General features: G+C 56.7%; 18 protein-coding genes and 1 other RNA gene. 15 read left to right on the top strand and 4 right to left on the bottom strand.

All coding sequences use genetic code 11. The features are described from left to right. Positions 1–211: 211 nt before the first annotated feature. From epd to NQ230_RS04435, 6 genes are all read left to right on the top strand, one after another. Positions 212–1231 (top strand): erythrose-4-phosphate dehydrogenase, encoded by a 1020-nt coding sequence (gene epd / locus NQ230_RS04410; protein WP_121424607.1) that lies wholly within the window; start codon positions 212–214, stop codon positions 1229–1231. A 49-nt stretch (positions 1232–1280) separates the two neighbouring features. Further along, the gene (gene pgk, locus NQ230_RS04415) at positions 1281–2444 is read left to right on the top strand and encodes a phosphoglycerate kinase (protein WP_121424606.1); all 1164 of its coding nucleotides are present in this window, start codon (positions 1281–1283) and stop codon (positions 2442–2444) included. A 92-nt stretch (positions 2445–2536) separates the two neighbouring features. Continuing rightward, positions 2537–3616, top strand: a complete 1080-nt coding sequence (gene fbaA / locus NQ230_RS04420; protein ID WP_029739216.1) for a class II fructose-bisphosphate aldolase — start codon at positions 2537–2539, stop codon at positions 3614–3616. A gap of 186 nt (positions 3617–3802) precedes the next feature. Next, positions 3803–4657 (top strand): small-conductance mechanosensitive channel MscS, encoded by an 855-nt coding sequence (gene mscS / locus NQ230_RS04425; RefSeq protein WP_024906566.1) that lies wholly within the window; start codon positions 3803–3805, stop codon positions 4655–4657. A 145-nt stretch (positions 4658–4802) separates the two neighbouring features. After that, positions 4803–5438 carry an arginine exporter ArgO gene (gene argO, locus NQ230_RS04430; protein ID WP_021242063.1) on the top strand — a complete coding sequence of 212 codons (636 nt, stop codon included), beginning with the start codon at positions 4803–4805 and terminating at the stop codon, positions 5436–5438. 91 nt (positions 5439–5529) lie between these two features. Next, on the top strand, positions 5530–6261 hold the full coding sequence (locus tag NQ230_RS04435) for an oxidative stress defense protein (RefSeq protein WP_008499728.1): 732 nt from the start codon (positions 5530–5532) through the stop codon (positions 6259–6261). 42 nt (positions 6262–6303) lie between these two features. Here NQ230_RS04435 and argP read toward each other — a convergent pair whose 3' ends face one another. Further along, positions 6304–7197, bottom strand: coding sequence for a DNA-binding transcriptional regulator ArgP (gene argP / locus NQ230_RS04440; protein ID WP_003860089.1), 894 nt, complete (start codon positions 7195–7197; stop codon positions 6304–6306). A gap of 127 nt (positions 7198–7324) precedes the next feature. On the opposite strand from argP, the gene rpiA reads away from it, so the two are divergent. Further along, a complete protein-coding gene (gene rpiA, locus NQ230_RS04445) occupies positions 7325–7984 on the top strand; it encodes a ribose-5-phosphate isomerase RpiA (protein WP_014885151.1) in 660 nt (219 codons plus the stop codon). Between the two features lie 266 nt (positions 7985–8250). Next, positions 8251–9483 (top strand): phosphoglycerate dehydrogenase, encoded by a 1233-nt coding sequence (gene serA, locus NQ230_RS04450; RefSeq protein WP_211446504.1) that lies wholly within the window; start codon positions 8251–8253, stop codon positions 9481–9483. Positions 9484–9579: 96 nt separating this feature from the next. Here the strand turns inward: serA and NQ230_RS04455 are convergent, their stop codons facing one another. From NQ230_RS04455 to zapA, 3 genes are all read right to left on the bottom strand, one after another. Then, positions 9580–10176: a 5-formyltetrahydrofolate cyclo-ligase gene (locus NQ230_RS04455; RefSeq protein ID WP_257260168.1), complete on the bottom strand. Its 597-nt coding sequence runs from the start codon at positions 10174–10176 to the stop codon at positions 9580–9582. A gap of 24 nt (positions 10177–10200) precedes the next feature. Next, positions 10201–10384: non-coding RNA, 6S RNA (gene ssrS, locus NQ230_RS04460), on the bottom strand. 41 nt (positions 10385–10425) lie between these two features. Then, positions 10426–10755, bottom strand: a complete 330-nt coding sequence (gene zapA / locus NQ230_RS04465) for a cell division protein ZapA (RefSeq protein WP_006811891.1) — start codon at positions 10753–10755, stop codon at positions 10426–10428. A gap of 168 nt (positions 10756–10923) precedes the next feature. On the opposite strand from zapA, the gene NQ230_RS04470 reads away from it, so the two are divergent. The 7 genes from NQ230_RS04470 to gcvP all read left to right on the top strand — a co-directional run bounded on the left by NQ230_RS04470 (position 10924) and on the right by gcvP (position 20142). Further along, positions 10924–11502 (top strand): YecA/YgfB family protein, encoded by a 579-nt coding sequence (locus NQ230_RS04470; protein WP_257260170.1) that lies wholly within the window; start codon positions 10924–10926, stop codon positions 11500–11502. A gap of 31 nt (positions 11503–11533) precedes the next feature. Further along, positions 11534–12847: a Xaa-Pro aminopeptidase gene (pepP, locus tag NQ230_RS04475; protein ID WP_257261314.1), complete on the top strand. Its 1314-nt coding sequence runs from the start codon at positions 11534–11536 to the stop codon at positions 12845–12847. Then, positions 12844–14022, top strand: a complete 1179-nt coding sequence (gene ubiH, locus NQ230_RS04480; RefSeq protein ID WP_257260177.1) for a 2-octaprenyl-6-methoxyphenyl hydroxylase — start codon at positions 12844–12846, stop codon at positions 14020–14022. Before pepP ends, ubiH begins: the two co-directional genes overlap by 4 nt. A gap of 12 nt (positions 14023–14034) precedes the next feature. Further along, positions 14035–15237 (top strand): FAD-dependent 2-octaprenylphenol hydroxylase, encoded by a 1203-nt coding sequence (gene ubiI / locus NQ230_RS04485; protein ID WP_257260178.1) that lies wholly within the window; start codon positions 14035–14037, stop codon positions 15235–15237. A 397-nt stretch (positions 15238–15634) separates the two neighbouring features. Then, a complete protein-coding gene (gcvT, locus tag NQ230_RS04490) occupies positions 15635–16729 on the top strand; it encodes a glycine cleavage system aminomethyltransferase GcvT (protein ID WP_159514856.1) in 1095 nt (364 codons plus the stop codon). Positions 16730–16752: 23 nt separating this feature from the next. Continuing rightward, a complete protein-coding gene (gene gcvH, locus NQ230_RS04495; RefSeq protein ID WP_257260180.1) occupies positions 16753–17142 on the top strand; it encodes a glycine cleavage system protein GcvH in 390 nt (129 codons plus the stop codon). A 126-nt stretch (positions 17143–17268) separates the two neighbouring features. Then, positions 17269–20142 (top strand): aminomethyl-transferring glycine dehydrogenase, encoded by a 2874-nt coding sequence (gcvP, locus tag NQ230_RS04500; protein WP_257260181.1) that lies wholly within the window; start codon positions 17269–17271, stop codon positions 20140–20142. Positions 20143–20173 lie beyond the last annotated feature (31 nt).

Raw genomic sequence — 20173 nt, forward strand, 5'->3', positions numbered from 1 at the left:
TGTGACGCAAGTCATATAGCTCGCTTATTCATCTGGACAGACATTCCTTTTATTCCCCGATTCGCTTATTCTTGCTGAAGCGTTTCAGTCGATTAAATGTTCGACAATTGACCAATCAATCGCAGTTTGTGACAGCAAGGATTCCCCTTCGGGCGTAGCTGGATTACTCTTTCAGCCACCTCAAACTCAGGGATTGCTTTGCAGGAGATCTATGACCGTACGCGTAGCGATTAATGGCTTCGGTCGCATCGGACGTAATGTGGTTCGTGCTTTGTATGAATCCGGACGTCGGGCGGAAATAACCGTGGTGGCAATCAATGAACTGGCGGATGCTACGGGCATGGCGCATTTGTTGAAATATGACACCAGCCATGGACGCTTTGCCTGGGATGTTCGCCAGGAAAGAGATCAGCTGTTTGTCGGCGACGATGCCATCCGCGTACTGCATGAGAGCAGCATCGCCGGGCTACCGTGGCGTGAGCTGGGTGTGGATGTGGTGCTTGACTGTACCGGTGTCTACGGCAACCGCGAACATGGCGAAGCACATCTGGCTGCCGGCGCGAAAAAAGTCCTGTTTTCTCATCCCGGCAGTAACGACCTCGACGCGACCGTCGTGTTTGGCGTCAACCAGCATGAGCTGCAGGCCGAACACCGCATTGTTTCCAACGCCTCCTGTACCACCAACTGCATTATTCCGGTCATCAAACTGTTAGACGATGCGTATGGCATTGAATCCGGCACCGTGACCACGATTCACTCCGCCATGCACGATCAGCAGGTTATCGACGCCTACCATCCGGATTTACGACGCACTCGCGCGGCGAGCCAGTCAATCATTCCGGTGGATACTAAACTGGCGGCAGGGATCACCCGAATTTTTCCGCAGTTTAACGACCGGTTTGAAGCGATTGCCGTGCGTGTCCCAACGATTAACGTGACCGCGATCGACCTCAGCGTGACGGTGAAAAAACCGGTAAAAGCCTGTGAAGTCAACCTGTTGCTGCAAAAAGCGGCACAGGGGGCATTTCATGGTATAGTTGACTATACGGAATTACCGTTGGTCTCAGTAGATTTTAACCACGACCCGCACAGCGCCATCGTCGATGGCACGCAAACGAGAGTCAGTGGCGCACACCTTATCAAGACGCTGGTCTGGTGTGATAACGAATGGGGCTTTGCTAACCGAATGCTCGACACCACGTTAGCAATGGCCGCTCAAGGTTTCAGGTAAGACGCATTGTGCGTCTGCAAAACTTTAAGAATCAACGAGAGGATTCACCATGTCTGTAATTAAGATGACCGATCTGGATCTGGCTGGTAAACGCGTTTTCATCCGTGCCGATCTGAACGTACCGGTTAAAGATGGCAAAGTGACCAGCGACGCGCGTATCCGTGCATCTCTGCCAACCATCGAGCTGGCTCTGAAGCAGGGCGCGAAAGTGATGGTCACCTCCCACCTGGGTCGTCCAACTGAAGGCGAGTACAACGAAGAGTTCTCTCTGCTGCCAGTGGTTAATTACCTGAAAGACAAACTGTCCAGCCCGGTTCGCCTGGTGAAAGATTACCTGGACGGCGTTGAAGTTGCTGCCGGTGAACTGGTTGTTCTGGAAAACGTTCGCTTCAACAAAGGCGAAAAGAAAGACGACGAAACCCTGTCTAAAAAATACGCTGCGCTGTGCGACGTATTCGTAATGGATGCTTTCGGTACGGCTCACCGTGCACAGGCTTCAACCCACGGTATCGGTAAATTCGCAGATGTTGCTTGCGCCGGTCCTCTGCTGGCTGACGAACTGGAAGCGCTGGGTAAAGCACTGAAAGAACCTGCTCGTCCAATGGTGGCTATCGTTGGTGGTTCTAAAGTTTCTACCAAACTGACCGTTCTGGATTCCCTGTCTAAAATCGCTGACCAGCTGATCGTTGGCGGTGGTATCGCGAACACCTTCGTTGCCGCTCAGGGCCACAACGTGGGTAAATCCCTGTACGAAGCAGACCTGGTTGACGAAGCCAAACGCCTGCTGACCACCTGCGATATCCCGGTTCCGTCTGACGTTCGCGTAGCGACCGAGTTCTCCGAAACCGCAACCGCGACCCTGAAATCTGTAAACGACATCAAAGATGAAGAGCAGATTCTGGACCTGGGCGACGTTTCTGCACAGAAACTGGCTGAAATCCTGAAAAACGCAAAAACTATCCTGTGGAACGGTCCTGTTGGCGTGTTCGAATTCCCGAACTTCCGCAAAGGTACTGAAATCGTTGCTAACGCAATCGCAGACAGCGAAGCGTTCTCTATCGCAGGCGGTGGTGACACCCTGGCGGCAATCGACCTGTTCGGTATCGCTGACAAAATCTCCTACATCTCCACTGGTGGCGGCGCATTCCTCGAATTCGTGGAAGGCAAAGTACTGCCAGCAGTAGCAATGCTCGAAGAGCGCGCTAAGAAGTAAGCCATTCAAGGGCAGGGAAACCTGCCCAATTTTCAGCGCGCTTTTAAGAGCTCGCACCTTTTCTAACGGCCGAAGATACAGGACTAAGCAACATGTCTAAAATTTTTGATTTCGTAAAACCTGGCGTTATCACTGGTGATGACGTACAGAAAGTGTTCCAGGTAGCTAAAGAAAACAACTTCGCTCTGCCAGCAGTTAACTGCGTGGGTACCGACTCCATCAACGCCGTACTGGAAACTGCTGCTAAAGTTAAAGCTCCAGTTATCGTTCAGTTCTCTAACGGCGGCGCTGCGTTCATCGCAGGTAAAGGCGTGAAGACTGACATTCCTCAGGGTGCTGCAATCCTGGGTGCTATCTCTGGTGCGCACCACGTACACCAGATGGCTGAACACTACGGTGTTCCAGTTATCCTGCACACTGACCACTGCGCGAAGAAACTGCTGCCGTGGATCGACGGTCTGCTGGACGCGGGTGAAAAACACTTCGCAGCTACCGGTAAGCCACTGTTCTCTTCTCACATGATCGACCTGTCTGAAGAGTCTCTGCACGAAAACATCGAAATCTGCTCCAAATACCTGGCGCGCATGGCCAAAATGGGCATGACCCTGGAAATCGAACTGGGTTGCACCGGTGGTGAAGAAGACGGCGTGGACAACAGCCACATGGACGCTTCTGCACTGTACACCCAGCCAGAAGATGTTGATTACGCTTACACTGAGCTGAGCAAAATCAGCCCACGCTTCACCATCGCAGCGTCCTTCGGTAACGTACACGGCGTTTACAAACCAGGTAACGTGGTTCTGACCCCGACCATCCTGCGTGATTCTCAGGAATACGTTTCTAAGAAACACAACCTGCCGCACAACAGCCTGAACTTCGTCTTCCACGGCGGTTCCGGTTCTTCTGCTCAGGAAATCAAAGACTCCGTAAGCTACGGCGTAGTGAAAATGAACATCGATACCGACACCCAGTGGGCAACATGGGACGGTATCCTGCAGTACTACAAAACCAACGAAGCTTACCTGCAGGGTCAGCTGGGCAACCCGAAAGGCGAAGACCAGCCGAACAAAAAATACTACGATCCACGCGTATGGCTGCGTGCTGCCCAGACTTCTATGATTACTCGTCTGGAGCAGGCATTCAAAGAGCTGAACGCGGTAGACGTTCTGTAATTTGAGCTGCTAACAGCATCAGAAGGCCCGCAAATGCGGGCCTTTTTTTATGCTTTTTCAATACCCTGCCGGGCCGGTTTTTGTGATCTGTTTGGCAATACTTGCGCTTTTTGTTTACCCTTTACGGACCTGCCTGTCTCCATGGGGGATGGATTTTGTGTTTTGGTTTAACAAAAGGAAGAATAAATGGAACAACTCGATGTTGTAGACAGCATCAATAACGCCGGTAACTGGCTGGTGCGTAACCAGGCGCTGCTGCTGAGCTATGCCGTGAACATTGTCGCGGCGATTGCCATCATCATCGTCGGGATGATCGTGGCGCGTATCGTATCGAACGCGGTTAACCGCGTAATGCTGGCCCGTCACATTGACGCCACGGTGGCTGACTTCCTCTCCGCACTGGTGCGCTACGGCATTATCGCCTTTACGCTGATTGCGGCGCTGGGCCGTGTGGGCGTGCAGACCGCCTCCGTCATTGCCGTTCTCGGTGCCGCCGGTCTGGCTATTGGTCTGGCGCTGCAGGGCTCGCTTTCAAACCTGGCGGCAGGCGTTCTGCTGGTCACCTTCCGTCCGTTCCGCTCCGGCGAATACGTTGACCTTGGCGGCATTGCCGGGACCGTGCTGCAGGTGCAGATTTTCTCAACGACCATGCGTACCGTCGATGGTCGCATCGTGGTCGTGCCGAACGGGAAAATCATTGCGGGCAACATCATTAACTTCTCCCGTGAACCGGTGCGTCGTAACGAACTGATTATCAGCGTGGCGTACGACTCCGACATCGATCAGGTGAAGTCGCTGATCAGCAACATCATTGCGTCAGACGATCGCATTCTGAAAGACAAAGAGCAGACGGTTCGCCTGAACGAGCTGGGCGCGTCCTCGATTAACTTCGTGGTGCGTATCTGGAGCAAGAGCAGCGATCTGCAAAACGTGTACTGGGACGTGCTGGAACGCATTAAGCGCGACTTCGACGCCAACGGCATCAGCTTCCCGTACCCGCAGATGGACGTAAACGTCAAAAAAGTTAAAGAAGCAGAATAACGTCACCCGCAGGCCCGGTAAGCGCTAGCGACACCGGGCTTTATTTTTATAAGCACTGCTAATCCCCAATTAATATTATCCATTTCCTCTAATGTGATTCGCGCAGTATAGTCACCTTCCAGAACAATATTGTGAGAATTTCGTCATGTTATCCTATTACTTTCAAGGGCTTGCTTTAGGTGCGGCCATGATCCTTCCCCTCGGCCCGCAAAATGCATTCGTGATGAACCAGGGTATTCGCCGCCAGTATCATCTGATGATTGCCCTGCTGTGCGCGGTAAGCGATTTACTGCTGATCTGTGCCGGGATTTTTGGCGGCAGCGCATTGCTGATGCAGTCTCCCTGGCTGCTGGCGCTGGTCACCTGGGGCGGCGTGGCGTTTCTGCTCTGGTATGGTTTTGGTGCCCTGAAAACGGCGATGAGCAGCAACCTCGAACTGGCGAGCGCGGAAGTCATGAAGCAGGGCCGCTGGAAGATTATCGTCACCATGCTGGCGGTCACCTGGCTTAATCCGCATGTTTATCTGGACACCTTCGTGGTGCTGGGCAGCCTGGGAGGGCAGCTGGACGTTGAGCCGAAACGCTGGTTTGCGCTTGGCACGGTCAGCGCCTCTTTCCTCTGGTTCTTCGGTCTCGCCATTCTTGCCGCATGGCTGGCACCTCGTCTGCGTACGGCCAAAGCCCAGCGCATCATTAATACGCTGGTGGGGCTGGTGATGTGGTTTATTGCTTTTCAGCTGGCAAAAGAGGGGATTCACCACGTTCAGGAATTGTTCAACTAATCCTTGTCTTATGGACAACTGAACAAGACCCGCTAAGCTTGCTGGCATGCGCCCTGTTAATGGGCACTCTTCGCAACATGGAGGAATAACAGTGAAGTTTAAGGTGATGGCCCTGGCGGCATTAGTAAGTTTTGGTGCGGTGTCGGTGCAGGCAAGTGAACTGCCGGATGGCCCGCACATCGTCACTTCAGGCACCGCAAGCGTGGACGCGGTCCCCGATGTTGCAACGTTGGCAATTGAAGTCAATGTCGCTGCGAAAGATGCGGCAACTGCCAAGAAGCAGGCTGACGATCGTGTTGCGCAATACCTCTCTTTCCTCGAGCAGAACGGTGTAGGTAAAAAGGATATCAACTCCGCGAACCTGCGTACTCAACCTGATTACGACTACCAGAATGGTAAAAGCATCCTGAAAGGCTACCGCGCCGTGCGTACCGTTGAGGTGACCGTGCGTCAGTTGGATAAGCTTAACTCGCTGCTGGATGGCGCGCTGAAGGCGGGTCTGAACGAAATTCGTTCCGTGTCGCTGGGCGTTGCGCAACCGGAGAAATACAAAGACGAAGCGCGTAAAGCGGCGATTGATGATGCCATTCACCAGGCGGAACAGCTGGCTTCTGGCTTTAAGAGCAAGCTCGGCCCGGTTTATAGCGTGCGTTACCACGTCTCTAACTACCAGCCAAGCCCGATGGTACGGATGATGAAGGCTGATGCAGCCCCGGTTTCTGCTCAGGAAACTTACGAGCAGCCAACCATTCAGTTCGACGATCAGGTGGATGTGGTCTTCCAGCTGGAGCCTGTGGCAGCACAGCCGAAACCGGCTCAGTAATCTGTAGGCCGGGTAAGGCGAAGCCGCCACCCGGCTTATTTTTTAATCCTGCCTCAACACCTTGTGCCCAAACGCCAGCAGCGCGTCGGTGACGTTGCGCATCATGCGGCTTTCCGGCGCAAAACGGTGCCAGTAGAGCATCCGACGCTGATACAGCCCCGGCGTCAGGTCAATCAGCTCACCGCTTTTCAACTCTTTCTCAATCTGCAGATGCGGGATCATGCAGCAGGTGGTGCCCTGACGCGCAAGCTGCACAAAGGCTTCTGACGAGTTAACGATATGGCACGGCACGCTGCCCGGCGGCAGATCGAAGTTTTGCTGCAGGAATGCCTGGTGCATATCGTCCAGATGGTCGAACGCGACGGCGGGGGCTTTCAGCAGCGCGGCGCGCGTGACGCCGTTCGGGAAGTAGCGCTCGGCAAAGGCTTTTGAACCCACAAACAGGTAGTCCAGCGCACCCAGCTGATCGACAAGACAGCTTGGCAGCGCCTGAGGCTGGATACTGACCGCCCCAACCACTTCACCGCGACGCAGGCGTTCCTGGGTTCGGGTTTCATCTTCAACCTGTAAATTCAGGCGGATAGGGGAGTCCGCTAATACCGGCGCAAGGGCCGGCAGCAGCCAGGTCGCCAGACTGTCGGCGTTGACCGCCAGAGAGAGCAGCAGCGGCGTAGAGCCCGTTTGTTCGTCACCCAGCCACTCGTCTTCCAGCAGTTCAACCTGGCGCAGCAGGGCGAGGAGCTTTTGCCCCTGCTCGGTAGGACGTGGCGGCACGGTACGCACCAGCAGCGGCTGGCCGAACATGTTTTCAAGCTGTTTGATACGCTGTGATACGGCGGACTGGGTGATGCAAAGCTTTTGCGCCGCGCGCTCAAAACCGCGTTCACGAATAACTGCATCAAGTGCCTGTAGTGTTCTGTAGTCCGGACGTTTCATTGCTCTGGCTGGCTCCTTAATTTTGCTTATTCTGCACTATGACACAATTTTCCCTTCGTGGCAGACGAATTCCATTCGACGTGTTCTATAATGCGCCCTGAGTTTTCACACCACAGGCAAAACGATCATGACGCAGGATGAACTGAAAAAAGCAGTAGGATGGGCCGCTCTCCAGTACGTGCAGCCGGGTACCATTGTCGGTGTCGGTACGGGATCAACCGCGGCACACTTTATCGATGCACTGGGCACGATGAAGGGGCAAATCGAGGGCGCGGTTTCCAGCTCTGATGCTTCCACGGAAAAGCTGAAAAGCCTCGGCATTACCGTTTTCGATCTCAACGAAGTGGATCGTCTGGGGATTTACGTTGATGGCGCGGATGAAATCAACGGCCACATGCAGATGATCAAAGGCGGCGGCGCGGCGCTGACGCGCGAAAAAATCATCGCCTCCGTTGCGGACAAGTTCATCTGCATCGCGGACGCCTCCAAGCAGGTCGACATTCTGGGTAACTTCCCGCTGCCGGTCGAAGTGATCCCGATGGCGCGTAGCGCGGTTGCCCGTCAGCTGGTGAAGCTGGGCGGTCGTCCGGAATATCGTCAGGGCGTCGTCACCGACAACGGTAACGTGATCCTCGATGTTCACGGTCTGGAAATTCTCGACGCAATTGCGCTGGAAAATGCCATCAACGCTATCCCAGGCGTAGTGACCGTAGGGCTATTCGCCAACCGTGGCGCGGATGTGGCGCTGATTGGCACCGCTGACGGCGTGAAAACCATCGTAAAATGATCTGACGGGGGGAGCCCTCCCCCCGCTAAAAAATTTTTGAAAAGCTAAATTCGGTGACTTGTGTCACGTTTTTCAGCCTCTTTTGCCGATCCTGCCGCGTTTGTAAATTTCCATAGCATTTTCCTCTGGCATTTTGCTCTGGATGACTTTTCTTCAGAGTGCCGACGCAAACGTTCATATTGCTGCAATAGTTTTTTTTGATATGTTGGCTACAGCGGATTCATATCCAGCACAACATCAGTTCAGACAAAAACAGGGTCGGGGAAATGGCAAAGGTATCACTGGAAAAAGACAAGATTAAATTCCTGCTGGTTGAGGGCGTGCATCAAAAAGCAATCGATAGCCTTCGTGCGGCAGGTTACACCAACATCGAATTTCACAAAGGCGCGCTCGATACCGAAGAGCTGAAAGCGTCCATCCGTGATGCCCACTTCATTGGCCTGCGATCCCGTACTCATCTGACTGAAGACGTTATTGCCGCGGCGGAAAAGCTGGTGGCTATCGGCTGCTTCTGCATCGGAACCAACCAGGTTGACCTGAATGCTGCCGCCAGACGCGGTATTCCCGTCTTCAACGCCCCGTTCTCCAACACCCGTTCCGTGGCGGAGCTGGTGATTGGCGAGCTGCTTCTGCTGCTGCGCGGCATTCCAGAAGCGAACGCCAAGGCGCACCGCGGCGTGTGGAACAAGCTGGCGTCTGGCTCTTTCGAAGCGCGTGGTAAAAAGCTGGGGATTATCGGCTACGGCCACATCGGTACGCAGCTCGGTATTCTGGCGGAATCCCTGGGTATGCACGTATTTTTCTACGATATCGAAAGCAAGCTGCCGCTGGGCAATGCGACCCAGGTTCAACACCTGTCTGACCTGCTGAACATGAGCGATGTGGTGAGCCTGCACGTACCGGAAAATGCCTCCACCAAAAACATGATGGGCGCGGAAGAGCTGGCGCTGATGAAGCCGGGCTCGCTGCTGATCAACGCCGCGCGCGGCACGGTTGTCGATATCCCAGCACTGGCGGATGCGCTGAAGCGTAAGCATCTGGCGGGCGCGGCCATCGACGTATTCCCGACGGAGCCAGCCACCAACAGCGATCCGTTTACCTCTCCGCTGTGCGAGTTCGACAACGTGATCCTGACGCCGCACATCGGCGGTTCTACTCAGGAAGCGCAGGAGAATATCGGCCTGGAAGTGGCGGGTAAGCTGAGCAAATACTCCGACAACGGGTCTACGCTCTCTGCCGTCAACTTCCCGGAAGTGTCTCTGCCGCTGCACGGTGGTCGTCGTCTGCTGCACATCCACGAAAACCGTCCGGGCGTGCTGACCGCGATTAACCAGATCTTTGCCGAGCAGGGCGTCAACATTGCCGCGCAGTATCTGCAAACGAACTCGCAGATGGGCTACGTGGTTATTGATATCGAAGCGGATGACGATGTGGCCGAAAAAGCGCTGCAGAGTATGAAGGCGATTCAGGGGACGATTCGCGCGCGTCTGCTGTACTGATGGTGTGGTTTGTGGTGTCGGGTGGCGGCTGCGCCTTACCCGACCTACGCTGAGAATTTGTAGGCCGGGTAAGCGTAAGCGCCACCCGGCTTTATTCTACCAGACCCAGATTTTGCTGGGCGTCACTACCGCCGGCAGCGGCACATCCCACTTCTCCCCCGGCAACGCCTCCACGCCCTGACAATCATGCGCATAGCCCACCGGCTGCAACCCGTACTGCTGCCAGTTTTGCAGCGTCCGGTCGTAAAAGCCGCCGCCCATCCCTAAACGCTGGCCCTGTTCATCAAACGCCACCAGCGGCGTAATCAGCACATCCAGCTGTGACAGCGGCAGCACGTCGCGCACGTCGAGTTTCGGCTCGGTGATTTTCAGGCGATTCACCACCAGCTCGCTGTGCGGGTGGTAGTGCAGAAACAGCAGATTACCGTCGCTAAACGGGTGCAGCACCGGCAGATAGACCTTCTTCCCGGCGCGCCAGAGCTGTTCTATCAGCGGTTGGGTATCCAGCTCTCCATCAAACGACAGAAACAGCGCAACGGTGTGCGCCATCACGACAGGGGGATACGCCATCATACGGGCGGCGGCCTGCTGGGCAAAATGCGCTTGCTGATCGGAGGTTAACGCACGGCGGCGCTGACGAATTAACTGACGGATGTCCTGGCGTGAAGCAGAAACTTCAGGGAATTGAGTCATGGTAGTCGGTAGAAGAAAAGAGAGGGAATCTCCGAGATGCCGCCGCAGGCTGTAACCCTTGAACCCTTGGTTCAAGGTGAATGTGTCGTCATAGTTTTAAGGCTTCTCGGACGGACCGAGCATGCTCACCAACCATGGAGCGCCACATTCTTGTGGTATGAAATATCGGCTCAGGGGACTGGCCCGCTTGCGAACATCTCAGAGAAATTTTGTCTTCACAGTTACTCTACCATAGTCAACTGAGAAGTGTTATTCAAACTTTGGTCCCGGTCTTTCGGGATTGCGACCTTGATCAAGCAATGCCTGTTCTATGGTCTGCTGGAGCATTTTAATGCGCTGCTCCATGCTTGCCGCGTAGTCGCGGGTCTTCGCTTTTTCCTGAGTCAGTTCATAGCTGATGTTCAACGCGGCGATGAAAACCAGCTGCTCAGTATTTGTGACTCTAGTGCGTTCTTTTAGATCTTGCAACCGCTGATTCAAATCGTCCGCTGCCTGATTCAAAGCATCCCTTTGTTCAGGCGGACAATTCACTCGCAGTGAACGGCCAAAAATCTGGAGATCGACGGGTTGTGCAGACATGCCACCTTCCTGCTGATTGACTGCGCTGCCTTCGCTTACTGCCCCGGGGGCTGCGAAGGGGCGACACTATAGCTACCCTGATGTGAAGATACAAGCCCTTTTCTGGTATCACCAGGGTCCAAAGTGGTAGCATATCATGAAACTTCCCCCCTTTGATGACGAATGCTCATGTCTATACAGAACGAAATGCCTGGTTACAAGGATTTAAACCAGTTACTGAACCAGCAGGGAATCGGTTTAACCCCTGCCGAAATGCACGGTCTGATCAGTGGCATGCTGTGCGGCGGAAACAGCGACAGCTCCTGGCAGCCGCTGATCCACGACCTCACGAACGAAGGGCTGGCGTTTGGTCACGAACTGGCAGAAGCGCTGCGTAAAATGCACGCGACGACCAGCGATTCGTTGGAAGACGATGGCTTCCTTTTTCAGCTTTATCTGCCTGAAGGGGACGACGTCAGCGTGTTCGATCGTGCCGATGCGCTGGCCGGCTGGGTAAACCACTATCTGCTGGGGCTGGGCGTGACGCAGCCTAAACTGGATAAAGTGACCGGCGAAGCGGGTGAAGCGATCGACGATCTGCGCAACATTGCCCAGCTCGGCTACGATGAAGACGAAGACCAGGAAGAGCTGGAAATGTCTCTTGAAGAGATTATTGAGTATGTGCGCGTGGCGGCACTGCTGTGCCACGATAACTTCACGCGCTCACAGCCGACCGCGCCGGAAGTCCGCAAGCCAACCTTACACTAAGAAAAATAACGCACAGGAGGGTGTCATGGTTATCTCGAGTCAAGAGTATTCCCGCCGCCGTCAGGCGCTGCTGGCAACAATGCAGCCGGGCAGCGCCGCGCTGATTTTTGCTGCGCCCGAAGTTACGCGCAGCGCCGACAGCGAATATCCCTATCGCCAGAGCAGCGATTTCTGGTACTTCACCGGCTTTAACGAGCCGGAAGCGGTGCTGGTGCTGATTAAGAGCAATGACACCCACAATCACAGCGTAATTTTCAACCGCGTGCGCGATCTGACGGCTGAAATCTGGTTTGGCCGCCGCTTAGGCCAGGAGGCCGCCCCGGCGAAGCTGGGCGTTGACCGTGCGCTGGCGTTTAGCGAAATCAACCAGCAGCTCTATCAGCTGCTTAACGGCCTCGACGTGCTCTATCACGCGCAGGGAGAATATGCTTACGCCGATGAGATTGTTTTCACCGCGCTGGATAAGCTGCGCAAAGGCTCGCGGCAGAACCTGTCCGCGCCCGCTACGCTGACGGACTGGCGTCCGGTGGTGCATGAGATGCGCCTGTTCAAGTCAGAAGAAGAGCTGAATTTGATGCGTCGTGCGGGCGAAATCAGCGCGCTGGCGCACACCCGCGCCATGGAGAAGTGCCGTCCCGGGCTGTTCGAATACCAGCTGGAAGGTGAAATTCACCACGAATTTAACCGCCACGGCGCGCGTTATCCCTCCTACAACACCATCGTTGGCGGCGGGGAAAACGGCTGCATTCTGCACTACACCGAGAACGAAAGCGCGCTGCGCGACGGCGATCTGGTGCTGATTGACGCCGGCTGCGAATTTCAGGGCTACGCGGGGGATATCACCCGCACCTTCCCGGTGAACGGTAAATTCTCACCGGCACAGCGCGCGATTTACGACATCGTTCTCGACTCGCTTGAGACGGCGCTCAGGCTGTATCGTCCCGGAACGTCCATGCAGGAAGTGACCGGTGAAGTGGTGCGGATCATGATTACCGGTCTGGTGAAGCTCGGCATTCTGAAGGGCGACGTCGACACCCTGATTGCTGAAAATGCGCATCGACCGTATTTCATGCACGGCCTGAGCCACTGGCTGGGGCTGGATGTACATGACGTTGGCGCGTACGGCACGGACCGTTCGCGCGTGCTGGAGCCGGGCATGGTGTTAACCGTGGAGCCGGGGCTGTATATCGCGCCGGATGCCGACGTGCCTGAAGAGTACCGCGGCATTGGCATTCGTATTGAAGACGACATCGTGATTACCGAAACCGGTAACGAAAACCTGACCGCGAGCGTCGTGAAAAACGCTGACGATATCGAGGCGCTGATGGCAGCGGCACGCGCATGAGCGTGATTATCGTTGGCGGCGGCATGACCGGGGCCACGCTGGCGCTGGCCATTTCGCATTTGACGAAAGGCCAGCTTCCGGTGCACCTGGTGGAAGCCGTCGCGCCGCAGGCAAAGAATCATCCCGGTTTTGATGCCCGCGCCATTGCCCTGGCGCAGGGTACCTGCCAGCAACTGTCCCGCATTGGCATCTGGCAGGCCATCGCCGATTGCGCGACGGCAATTAACACCGTTCACGTAAGCGATCGCGGTCATGCTGGCTTTGTGACGCTGGACGCGCAGGATTACCGTATCGACGCGCTGGGTCAGGTTGTTGAACTCCACGACGTTGGCCTGCGTCTGTTCCGTCTGTTACAGGATGCGCCGGGCGTCACGCTTCACTGTCCGGCGCGCGTGGCCAGTTTTAGCCGCAGCGAAGATGCGGTCAGCGTAGCCCTCGATAATGGCACCGTTCTCGACGGTCAGCTTCTGGTGGCGGCGGACGGCTCGCGTTCGGCGCTCGGCACGCAGTGCGGCGTCGAGTGGCGACAGCAGCCTTACGGGCAGGTTGCGGTCATTGCGAACGTCTCTACCGCAGCAGAACACCACGGCCGGGCGTTTGAACGCTTCACGCAGCACGGTCCGCTGGCCATGCTGCCGATGTCGGACGGGCGCTGTTCCCTCGTCTGGTGTCACCCGCAGGATAAGGCTGAAGAGGTAAAAGCTTGGTCAGACGAACGTTTTTGCACCGAGCTGCAAAAGGCCTTTGGCTGGCGGCTGGGGCGTATTACCCATGCGGGGAAACGTGCGGTCTATCCGCTGTCGTTAACCACCGCATCGCAGTCTGTTTCTCACCGCGTGGCGCTGGTCGGCAACGCCGCGCAGACATTACATCCGATTGCCGGACAAGGATTTAACCTTGGGCTGCGTGATGTCATGAGCCTGGCGGAATCGCTGGCGCAGGCATGGGGCGAGCAAAAAGACTGTGGCGCATACCCGGTACTCAGCCATTACCAGAAGCGACGTCAGGCCGATAAAGAGGCGACGATTGGCGTCACCGACGGCTTAGTCCATCTCTTTGCCAATCGCTGGGCACCGCTGGTTGCAGGTCGCAACCTCGGGCTGATGGCGATGGAATTATTCATTCCGGCACGTGACGTGCTGGCGCAGCGGACTCTTGGTTGGGTCGCGCGTTAAGGAGTTATCACCGTGCAAAATGTTGATGTCGCCATCGTTGGCGGCGGTATGGTCGGACTGGCGCTGGCCTGTGGTTTACAGGGCAGCGGCCTGCGCGTGGCGGTGCTGGAGCAAAAGCAGCCTCAGCCCGTTGCGCCAGATGCTCCGCCGGAACTCCGCGTCTCGGCGATCAATGCCGCCAGCGAGAAATTGCTGACGCATCTTGGCGTCTGGGCAGATATTGTGGCGCAGCGCGCCAGCTGCTATCACGGCATGGAGGTGTGGGATAAAGACAGCTTTGGTCATATTGCTTTTGATGATGAAAGCATGGGCTATAGCCATCTGGGTCATATCATCGAAAACGCGGTGATCCACCACGCGCTGTGGCAGAAAGCACAGCAGTGCAGCGATGTGACCCTGATTGCGCCAGCGCAGATCCAGCAGGTGGCATGGGGTGAAAACGAGGCGTTTATCACCTTACAAAGCGGCGACATGCTGACCGCGCGTCTGGTGGTCGGTGCTGACGGTGCCAACTCCTGGCTGCGGAATAAAGCCGATATCCCGCTGACCTTCTGGGATTACCGCCATCATGCTCTGGTGGCAACGATCCGCACCGAGGAGCCGCACGGCGGCGTGGCGCGGCAGATTTTCCACAACGACGGCATTCTGGCGTTCCTGCCGCTTGCCGATCCGCACCTGTGCTCGATTGTCTGGTCCCTGGTGCCGGAGCAAGCCCAGCAGATGCAGGAGGCGACGCCGGACGCCTTTAACCAGGCGCTGTGCGTGGCGTTTGATAACCGCCTTGGCCTGTGCACGCTTGAAAGCGAGCGTCAGGTATTCCCGTTAACCGGCCGCTACGCGCGTCAGTTTGCCGCGCACCGTCTGGCGCTGGTGGGGGATGCGGCTCACACCATTCATCCGCTGGCCGGGCAGGGCGTCAACCTTGGCTTTATGGACGCGGCGGAGCTGGTTGAGGAGCTACGCCGCCTGCACCGCGAAGGGAAAGATATCGGCCAGCATCTGTATCTGCGTCGCTACGAGCGCAGCCGCAAGCACAGCGCGGCGATGATGCTGGCGGGCATGCAGGGCTTCCGCGAGCTGTTTGCCGGGGCGAATCCGGCGAAAAAACTGCTGCGCGACATTGGCCTCAAGCTTGCTGATACCCTTCCGGGTGTTAAACCCCAGCTCCTCCGTCAGGCAATGGGTCTTAACGACCTGCCGGACTGGCTACGTTAATTTAGACCCCTGTCACACTTTCTTTTCCCGGCCTCTGCGCCGGGGAAATTCTCTCGTTTGAAATATTCTAATTTCACATCATTTTTCGCATTAGATAATCTAATGTCGTGTTTTTCTCGCTACGGAAATTCGGCCCGTTTTTCCGCACGAAATATCACCATGTGCTAAATCCTGTTAGATCATTGTTAATTTTGTGCGGGGTTAATCGCATTTTTCCAGTGAATAACTCTGTAGGCTTTTTAGCGTTTTTTGGTCATAAGCTAATGTGATGACCCGTTTTACCTTATGGTTAACCGCCGGTTTCGGTGGTAAGTTCAGGTAAAAGAGAACGTTTGCGTCGGCACTCGGGAACGGGGCCGATACCGGGTTTCACGGTGAATTTTTCAACGAGGACAAGATGGCTCAACAGACTCCTTTGTACGAACAACACGTGTTATGCGGCGCCCGCATGGTGGACTTCCATGGCTGGATGATGCCGCTGCACTACGGCTCGCAGATTGATGAGCACCACGCGGTGCGCACCGATGCCGGTATGTTCGACGTGTCCCATATGACGATTGTCGATCTGCGCGGTAGCCGCACCCGGGAGTTTTTGCGTTATCTGCTGGCAAATGACGTCGCCAAACTGAAGACGCCGGGTAAAGCGCTCTATACCGGCATGCTGAATGCCTCGGGCGGCGTGATTGATGACCTTATCGTCTATTACTTCACTGAAGATTTCTTCCGCCTCGTTGTAAACTCCGCCACCCGCGAAAAAGACCTCTCCTGGATCACCCAACACGCCGAACCTTATGCCATCGACATCACCGTCCGTGACGATCTGTCGCTGATCGCCGTGCAGGGACCGAACGCGCAGGCGAAAGCCGCGTCTCTGTTTAACGACGAGCAGCGCAAAGCAACCGAAGGCATGAAGCCGTTCTTCGGCGTGCAGGCGGGCGATCTGTTTATCGCCACCACCGGCTACACCGGTGAAGCGGGCTACGAAATTGCCATGCCGAACGAGAAGGCCGCTGATTTCTGGCGTGCGCTGGTGGAAGCGGGCGTGAAGCCTGCGGGTCTGGGCGCGCGCGATACGCTGCGTCTGGAAGCGGGGATGAACCTCTACGGTCAGGAGATGGACGAAGGCGTCTCTCCGCTGGCCGCCAACATGGGCTGGACCATCGCATGGGAACCGGCTGATCGTGACTTTATTGGCCGTGAAGCGCTGGAGATGCAGCGCGAGAAGGGCACTGAACAGCTGGTGGGGCTGGTGATGACCGAGAAGGGCGTGCTGCGCGGTGAACTGCCGGTGCGTTTTACCGATGCTGACGGCAATCCTCGTGAAGGCGTGATCACCAGCGGGTCCTTCTCCCCAACGCTGGGCTACAGTATTGCACTGGCACGCGTGCCGGCGGGTATTGGCGAAACGGCGGTGGTGCAAATCCGCAACCGCGAAATGCCGGTCAACGTAACCAAACCGATTTTTGTTCGCGCCGGTAAGCCGGTCGCCTAATCATTTTTATCAGGAGAACTTCAATGAGCAATGTGCCAGCAGAACTGAAATACAGCAAAGAACATGAGTGGCTGCGCAAAGAGGCGGACGGCACTTACACCGTAGGGATCACCGAGCACGCGCAAGAGCTGCTGGGCGACATGGTGTTTGTTGACCTGCCTGACGTGGGCACGACCGTTAGCGCGGGAGACGACTGCGCTGTGGCGGAGTCCGTAAAAGCGGCTTCTGACATCTACGCTCCTGTGAGCGGCGAAATCGTTGCCATCAACGACGCGCTGAGCGATTCGCCAGAGCTGGTGAACAGCGAGCCTTATGAAGGCGGCTGGATCTTCAAGATCAAAGCCAGCGACGAATCTCAGGTTGCCGCGCTGCTGGATGCGACCGCGTACGAAGCATTGTTAGAAGACGAGTAAGCCATTATCCCTCTCCCCTTTGGGGAGAGGGTAGGGTGAGGGGAACAGACGACACCCTCACCCCAGCCCTCTCCCTAAGGGAGAGGGAGAAAACACATTCACTGCACGTTTCAGGAACCATCGCTCATGACACAGACTTTAAGCCAGCTTGAAAACCGTGGCGCCTTCATTGAACGTCACATTGGGCCGGATGCTCAGCAACAGCAGGAGATGCTGAAGACAGTTGGCGCGGATTCATTAAACGCACTGATCGGCCAGATTGTGCCAAAAGACATCCAGCTTGCCACGCCGCCTCAGGTGGGGGAAGCCACTACGGAATTCGCCGCGCTGGCGGAGCTGAAGGCTATCGCAGGCCTGAACAAGCGCTATAAGTCTTACATTGGCATGGGCTACACCAACGTGCAGTTGCCGCCGGTTATCCTGCGCAACATGCTGGAAAACCCGGGCTGGTACACCGCTTACACCCCCTATCAGCCAGAAGTGTCTCAGGGCCGTCTGGAAGCGCTGCTGAACTTCCAGCAGGTGACGCTGGATCTGACCGGTATGGATATCGCTTCCGCCTCGCTGCTGGATGAAGCGACCGCTGCCGCCGAAGCGATGGCGATGGCAAAACGCGTGAGCAAGCTGAAAAATGCCAACCGCTTCTTCGTCGCGGCGGACGTGCATCCTCAGACGCTGGACGTGGTGCGCACCCGCGCAGAGACCTTCGGCTTCGACGTGATCGTCGACGACGCCGACAAAGTGCTGGATCACCAGGACGTCTTCGGCGTGCTGCTGCAGCAGGTCGGCACCACCGGTGAAGTACACGACTACGGCGCGCTGATTGCCGAGCTGAAGTCCCGCAAAGTGGTTGTCAGCGTTGCCGCCGATTTTATGGCGCTGGTGCTGCTGACGGCGCCGGGCAAACAGGGCGCGGATATCGTATTCGGTTCAGCGCAACGCTTCGGCGTGCCGATGGGCTACGGCGGCCCGCACGCGGCGTTCTTCGGCGCGAAAGATGAATTCAAACGCTCCATGCCTGGCCGTATTATCGGCGTATCAAAAGATGCTGCCGGTAACACCGCGCTGCGCATGGCGATGCAGACTCGCGAGCAGCACATCCGCCGCGAGAAAGCGAACTCCAACATCTGTACCTCCCAGGTGCTGCTGGCCAACATCGCCAGCCTGTACGCCGTGTTCCACGGCCCGGCAGGCCTGAAGCGCATTGCCAGCCGCATTCACCGCCTGGCCGATATTCTGGCCTGCGGCCTGCAGCAGAAAGGCCTTAAGCTGCGCCACGCTCACTACTTCGACACCCTGTGTGTGGACGTGGCAGACAAAGCGGCCGTGCTGGCGCGCGCGAATGCGGCAGAGATCAACCTGCGCAGCGACATCCACAACGCCGTCGGCATTACGCTGGATGAAAGCACCACCCGCGACGATATCCTGAACCTGTTCAGCGTGTTGCTGGGCGACGCGCACGGTCTGGATATTGACGCGCTCGACAAAGAGGTCGCGCTCGACAGCCGCTCAATTCAGGAAAGCATGCTGCGTAACGATGCGATCCTGACGCATCCGGTCTTTAACCGCTACCACAGCGAAACCGAGATGATGCGCTACATGCACTCTCTGGAGCGCAAGGATCTGGCGCTGAACCAGGCGATGATCCCGCTGGGCTCCTGCACCATGAAGCTCAACGCCGCGGCAGAGATGATCCCGATCACCTGGCCTGAATTCTCCGAGCTGCACCCGTTCTGCCCGCCAGAGCAGGCGGAAGGTTATCACATGATGATCAACCAGCTTTCCGACTGGCTGGTGAAATTGACCGGTTATGACGCGCTCTGCATGCAGCCGAACTCCGGCGCGCAGGGCGAATACGCGGGCCTGCTGGCGATCCGTCACTATCACGAAAGCCGCAGCGAAGGTCACCGCGATATCTGCCTGATCCCAAGCTCCGCCCACGGTACCAACCCGGCCTCTGCCCAGATGGCGGGTATGGAAGTGGTGGTCGTTGCGTGCGACAAGAACGGCAACATCGACCTGGCCGACCTGCGTGCGAAAGCCGAGCAGGCGGGTGACAAGCTCTCCTGCATCATGGTGACCTACCCGTCTACCCACGGCGTGTACGAAGAGACCATCCGTGAAGTGTGCGAAGTGGTGCACCAGTTCGGCGGTCAGGTTTACCTCGACGGCGCAAACATGAATGCTCAGGTGGGCATTACCTCTCCGGGCTTTATCGGCGCGGACGTGTCGCACCTGAACCTGCACAAAACCTTCTGCATCCCGCACGGCGGCGGCGGCCCGGGCATGGGCCCAATCGGCGTGAAAGCGCACCTGGCACCGTTTGTGCCGGGCCACAGCGTGGTGCAGATTGAAGGCATGCTGACCCGTCAGGGCGCGGTCTCTGCGGCACCGTTCGGCAGCGCTTCTATCCTGCCAATCAGCTGGATGTACATCCGCATGATGGGCGCGGAAGGGCTGAAGCAGGCGAGCCAGGTGGCGATCCTGAACGCCAACTATATTGCGACTCGCCTGAAATCCGCCTTCCCGGTGCTCTATACCGGCCGCGACGGTCGCGTGGCGCACGAGTGCATCCTCGACATTCGTCCGCTGAAAGAGCAGACCGGCATTAGCGAGCTGGACATTGCCAAGCGTCTGATCGACTACGGCTTCCACGCGCCTACCATGTCGTTCCCGGTTGCGGGCACGCTGATGGTGGAGCCAACGGAGTCCGAAAGCAAAGCCGAGCTGGACCGCTTTATCGACGCGATGCTGGCCATCCGCATGGAGATCGACCGCGTGCAGGACGGCGAGTGGACGCTGGAAGATAACCCGCTGGTTAACGCCCCGCACACCCAGCACGAAATGGTGGCAGAGTGGAACCACGGTTATTCCCGCGAGTTGGCGGTCTTCCCGGCAGGCGTGGCAAACAAATACTGGCCGACCGTGAAGCGTCTCGATGACGTCTACGGCGACCGTAACCTGTTCTGCTCCTGCGTGCCGATGAGCGAATACCAGTAATATTGCTGATGTAGTAACGTAGGCCGGGTAA

It is taken from the genome of Enterobacter asburiae (assembly GCF_024599655.1).
In the GTDB taxonomy this organism is placed as follows: Bacteria; Pseudomonadota; Gammaproteobacteria; order Enterobacterales; family Enterobacteriaceae; genus Enterobacter; species Enterobacter asburiae_D.

What these genes read in the sequence shown, in the direction of transcription:
- NQ230_RS04455 (WP_257260168.1), bottom strand. Translation starts at nt 10,176, where the DNA reads ATGACTCAATTCCCTGAAGTTTCTGCTTCACGCCAGGACATCCGTCAG.
- rpiA (WP_014885151.1), top strand. Translation starts at nt 7,325, where the DNA reads ATGACGCAGGATGAACTGAAAAAAGCAGTAGGATGGGCCGCTCTCCAG.
- argO (WP_021242063.1), top strand. Translation starts at nt 4,803, where the DNA reads ATGTTATCCTATTACTTTCAAGGGCTTGCTTTAGGTGCGGCCATGATC.
- NQ230_RS04470 (WP_257260170.1), top strand. Translation starts at nt 10,924, where the DNA reads ATGTCTATACAGAACGAAATGCCTGGTTACAAGGATTTAAACCAGTTA.
- zapA (WP_006811891.1), bottom strand. Translation starts at nt 10,755, where the DNA reads ATGTCTGCACAACCCGTCGATCTCCAGATTTTTGGCCGTTCACTGCGA.
- argP (WP_003860089.1), bottom strand. Translation starts at nt 7,197, where the DNA reads ATGAAACGTCCGGACTACAGAACACTACAGGCACTTGATGCAGTTATT.
- gcvH (WP_257260180.1), top strand. Translation starts at nt 16,753, where the DNA reads ATGAGCAATGTGCCAGCAGAACTGAAATACAGCAAAGAACATGAGTGG.
- ubiH (WP_257260177.1), top strand. Translation starts at nt 12,844, where the DNA reads ATGAGCGTGATTATCGTTGGCGGCGGCATGACCGGGGCCACGCTGGCG.
- mscS (WP_024906566.1), top strand. Translation starts at nt 3,803, where the DNA reads ATGGAACAACTCGATGTTGTAGACAGCATCAATAACGCCGGTAACTGG.
- gcvP (WP_257260181.1), top strand. Translation starts at nt 17,269, where the DNA reads ATGACACAGACTTTAAGCCAGCTTGAAAACCGTGGCGCCTTCATTGAA.
- pgk (WP_121424606.1), top strand. Translation starts at nt 1,281, where the DNA reads ATGTCTGTAATTAAGATGACCGATCTGGATCTGGCTGGTAAACGCGTT.
- epd (WP_121424607.1), top strand. Translation starts at nt 212, where the DNA reads ATGACCGTACGCGTAGCGATTAATGGCTTCGGTCGCATCGGACGTAAT.
- fbaA (WP_029739216.1), top strand. Translation starts at nt 2,537, where the DNA reads ATGTCTAAAATTTTTGATTTCGTAAAACCTGGCGTTATCACTGGTGAT.
- gcvT (WP_159514856.1), top strand. Translation starts at nt 15,635, where the DNA reads ATGGCTCAACAGACTCCTTTGTACGAACAACACGTGTTATGCGGCGCC.
- serA (WP_211446504.1), top strand. Translation starts at nt 8,251, where the DNA reads ATGGCAAAGGTATCACTGGAAAAAGACAAGATTAAATTCCTGCTGGTT.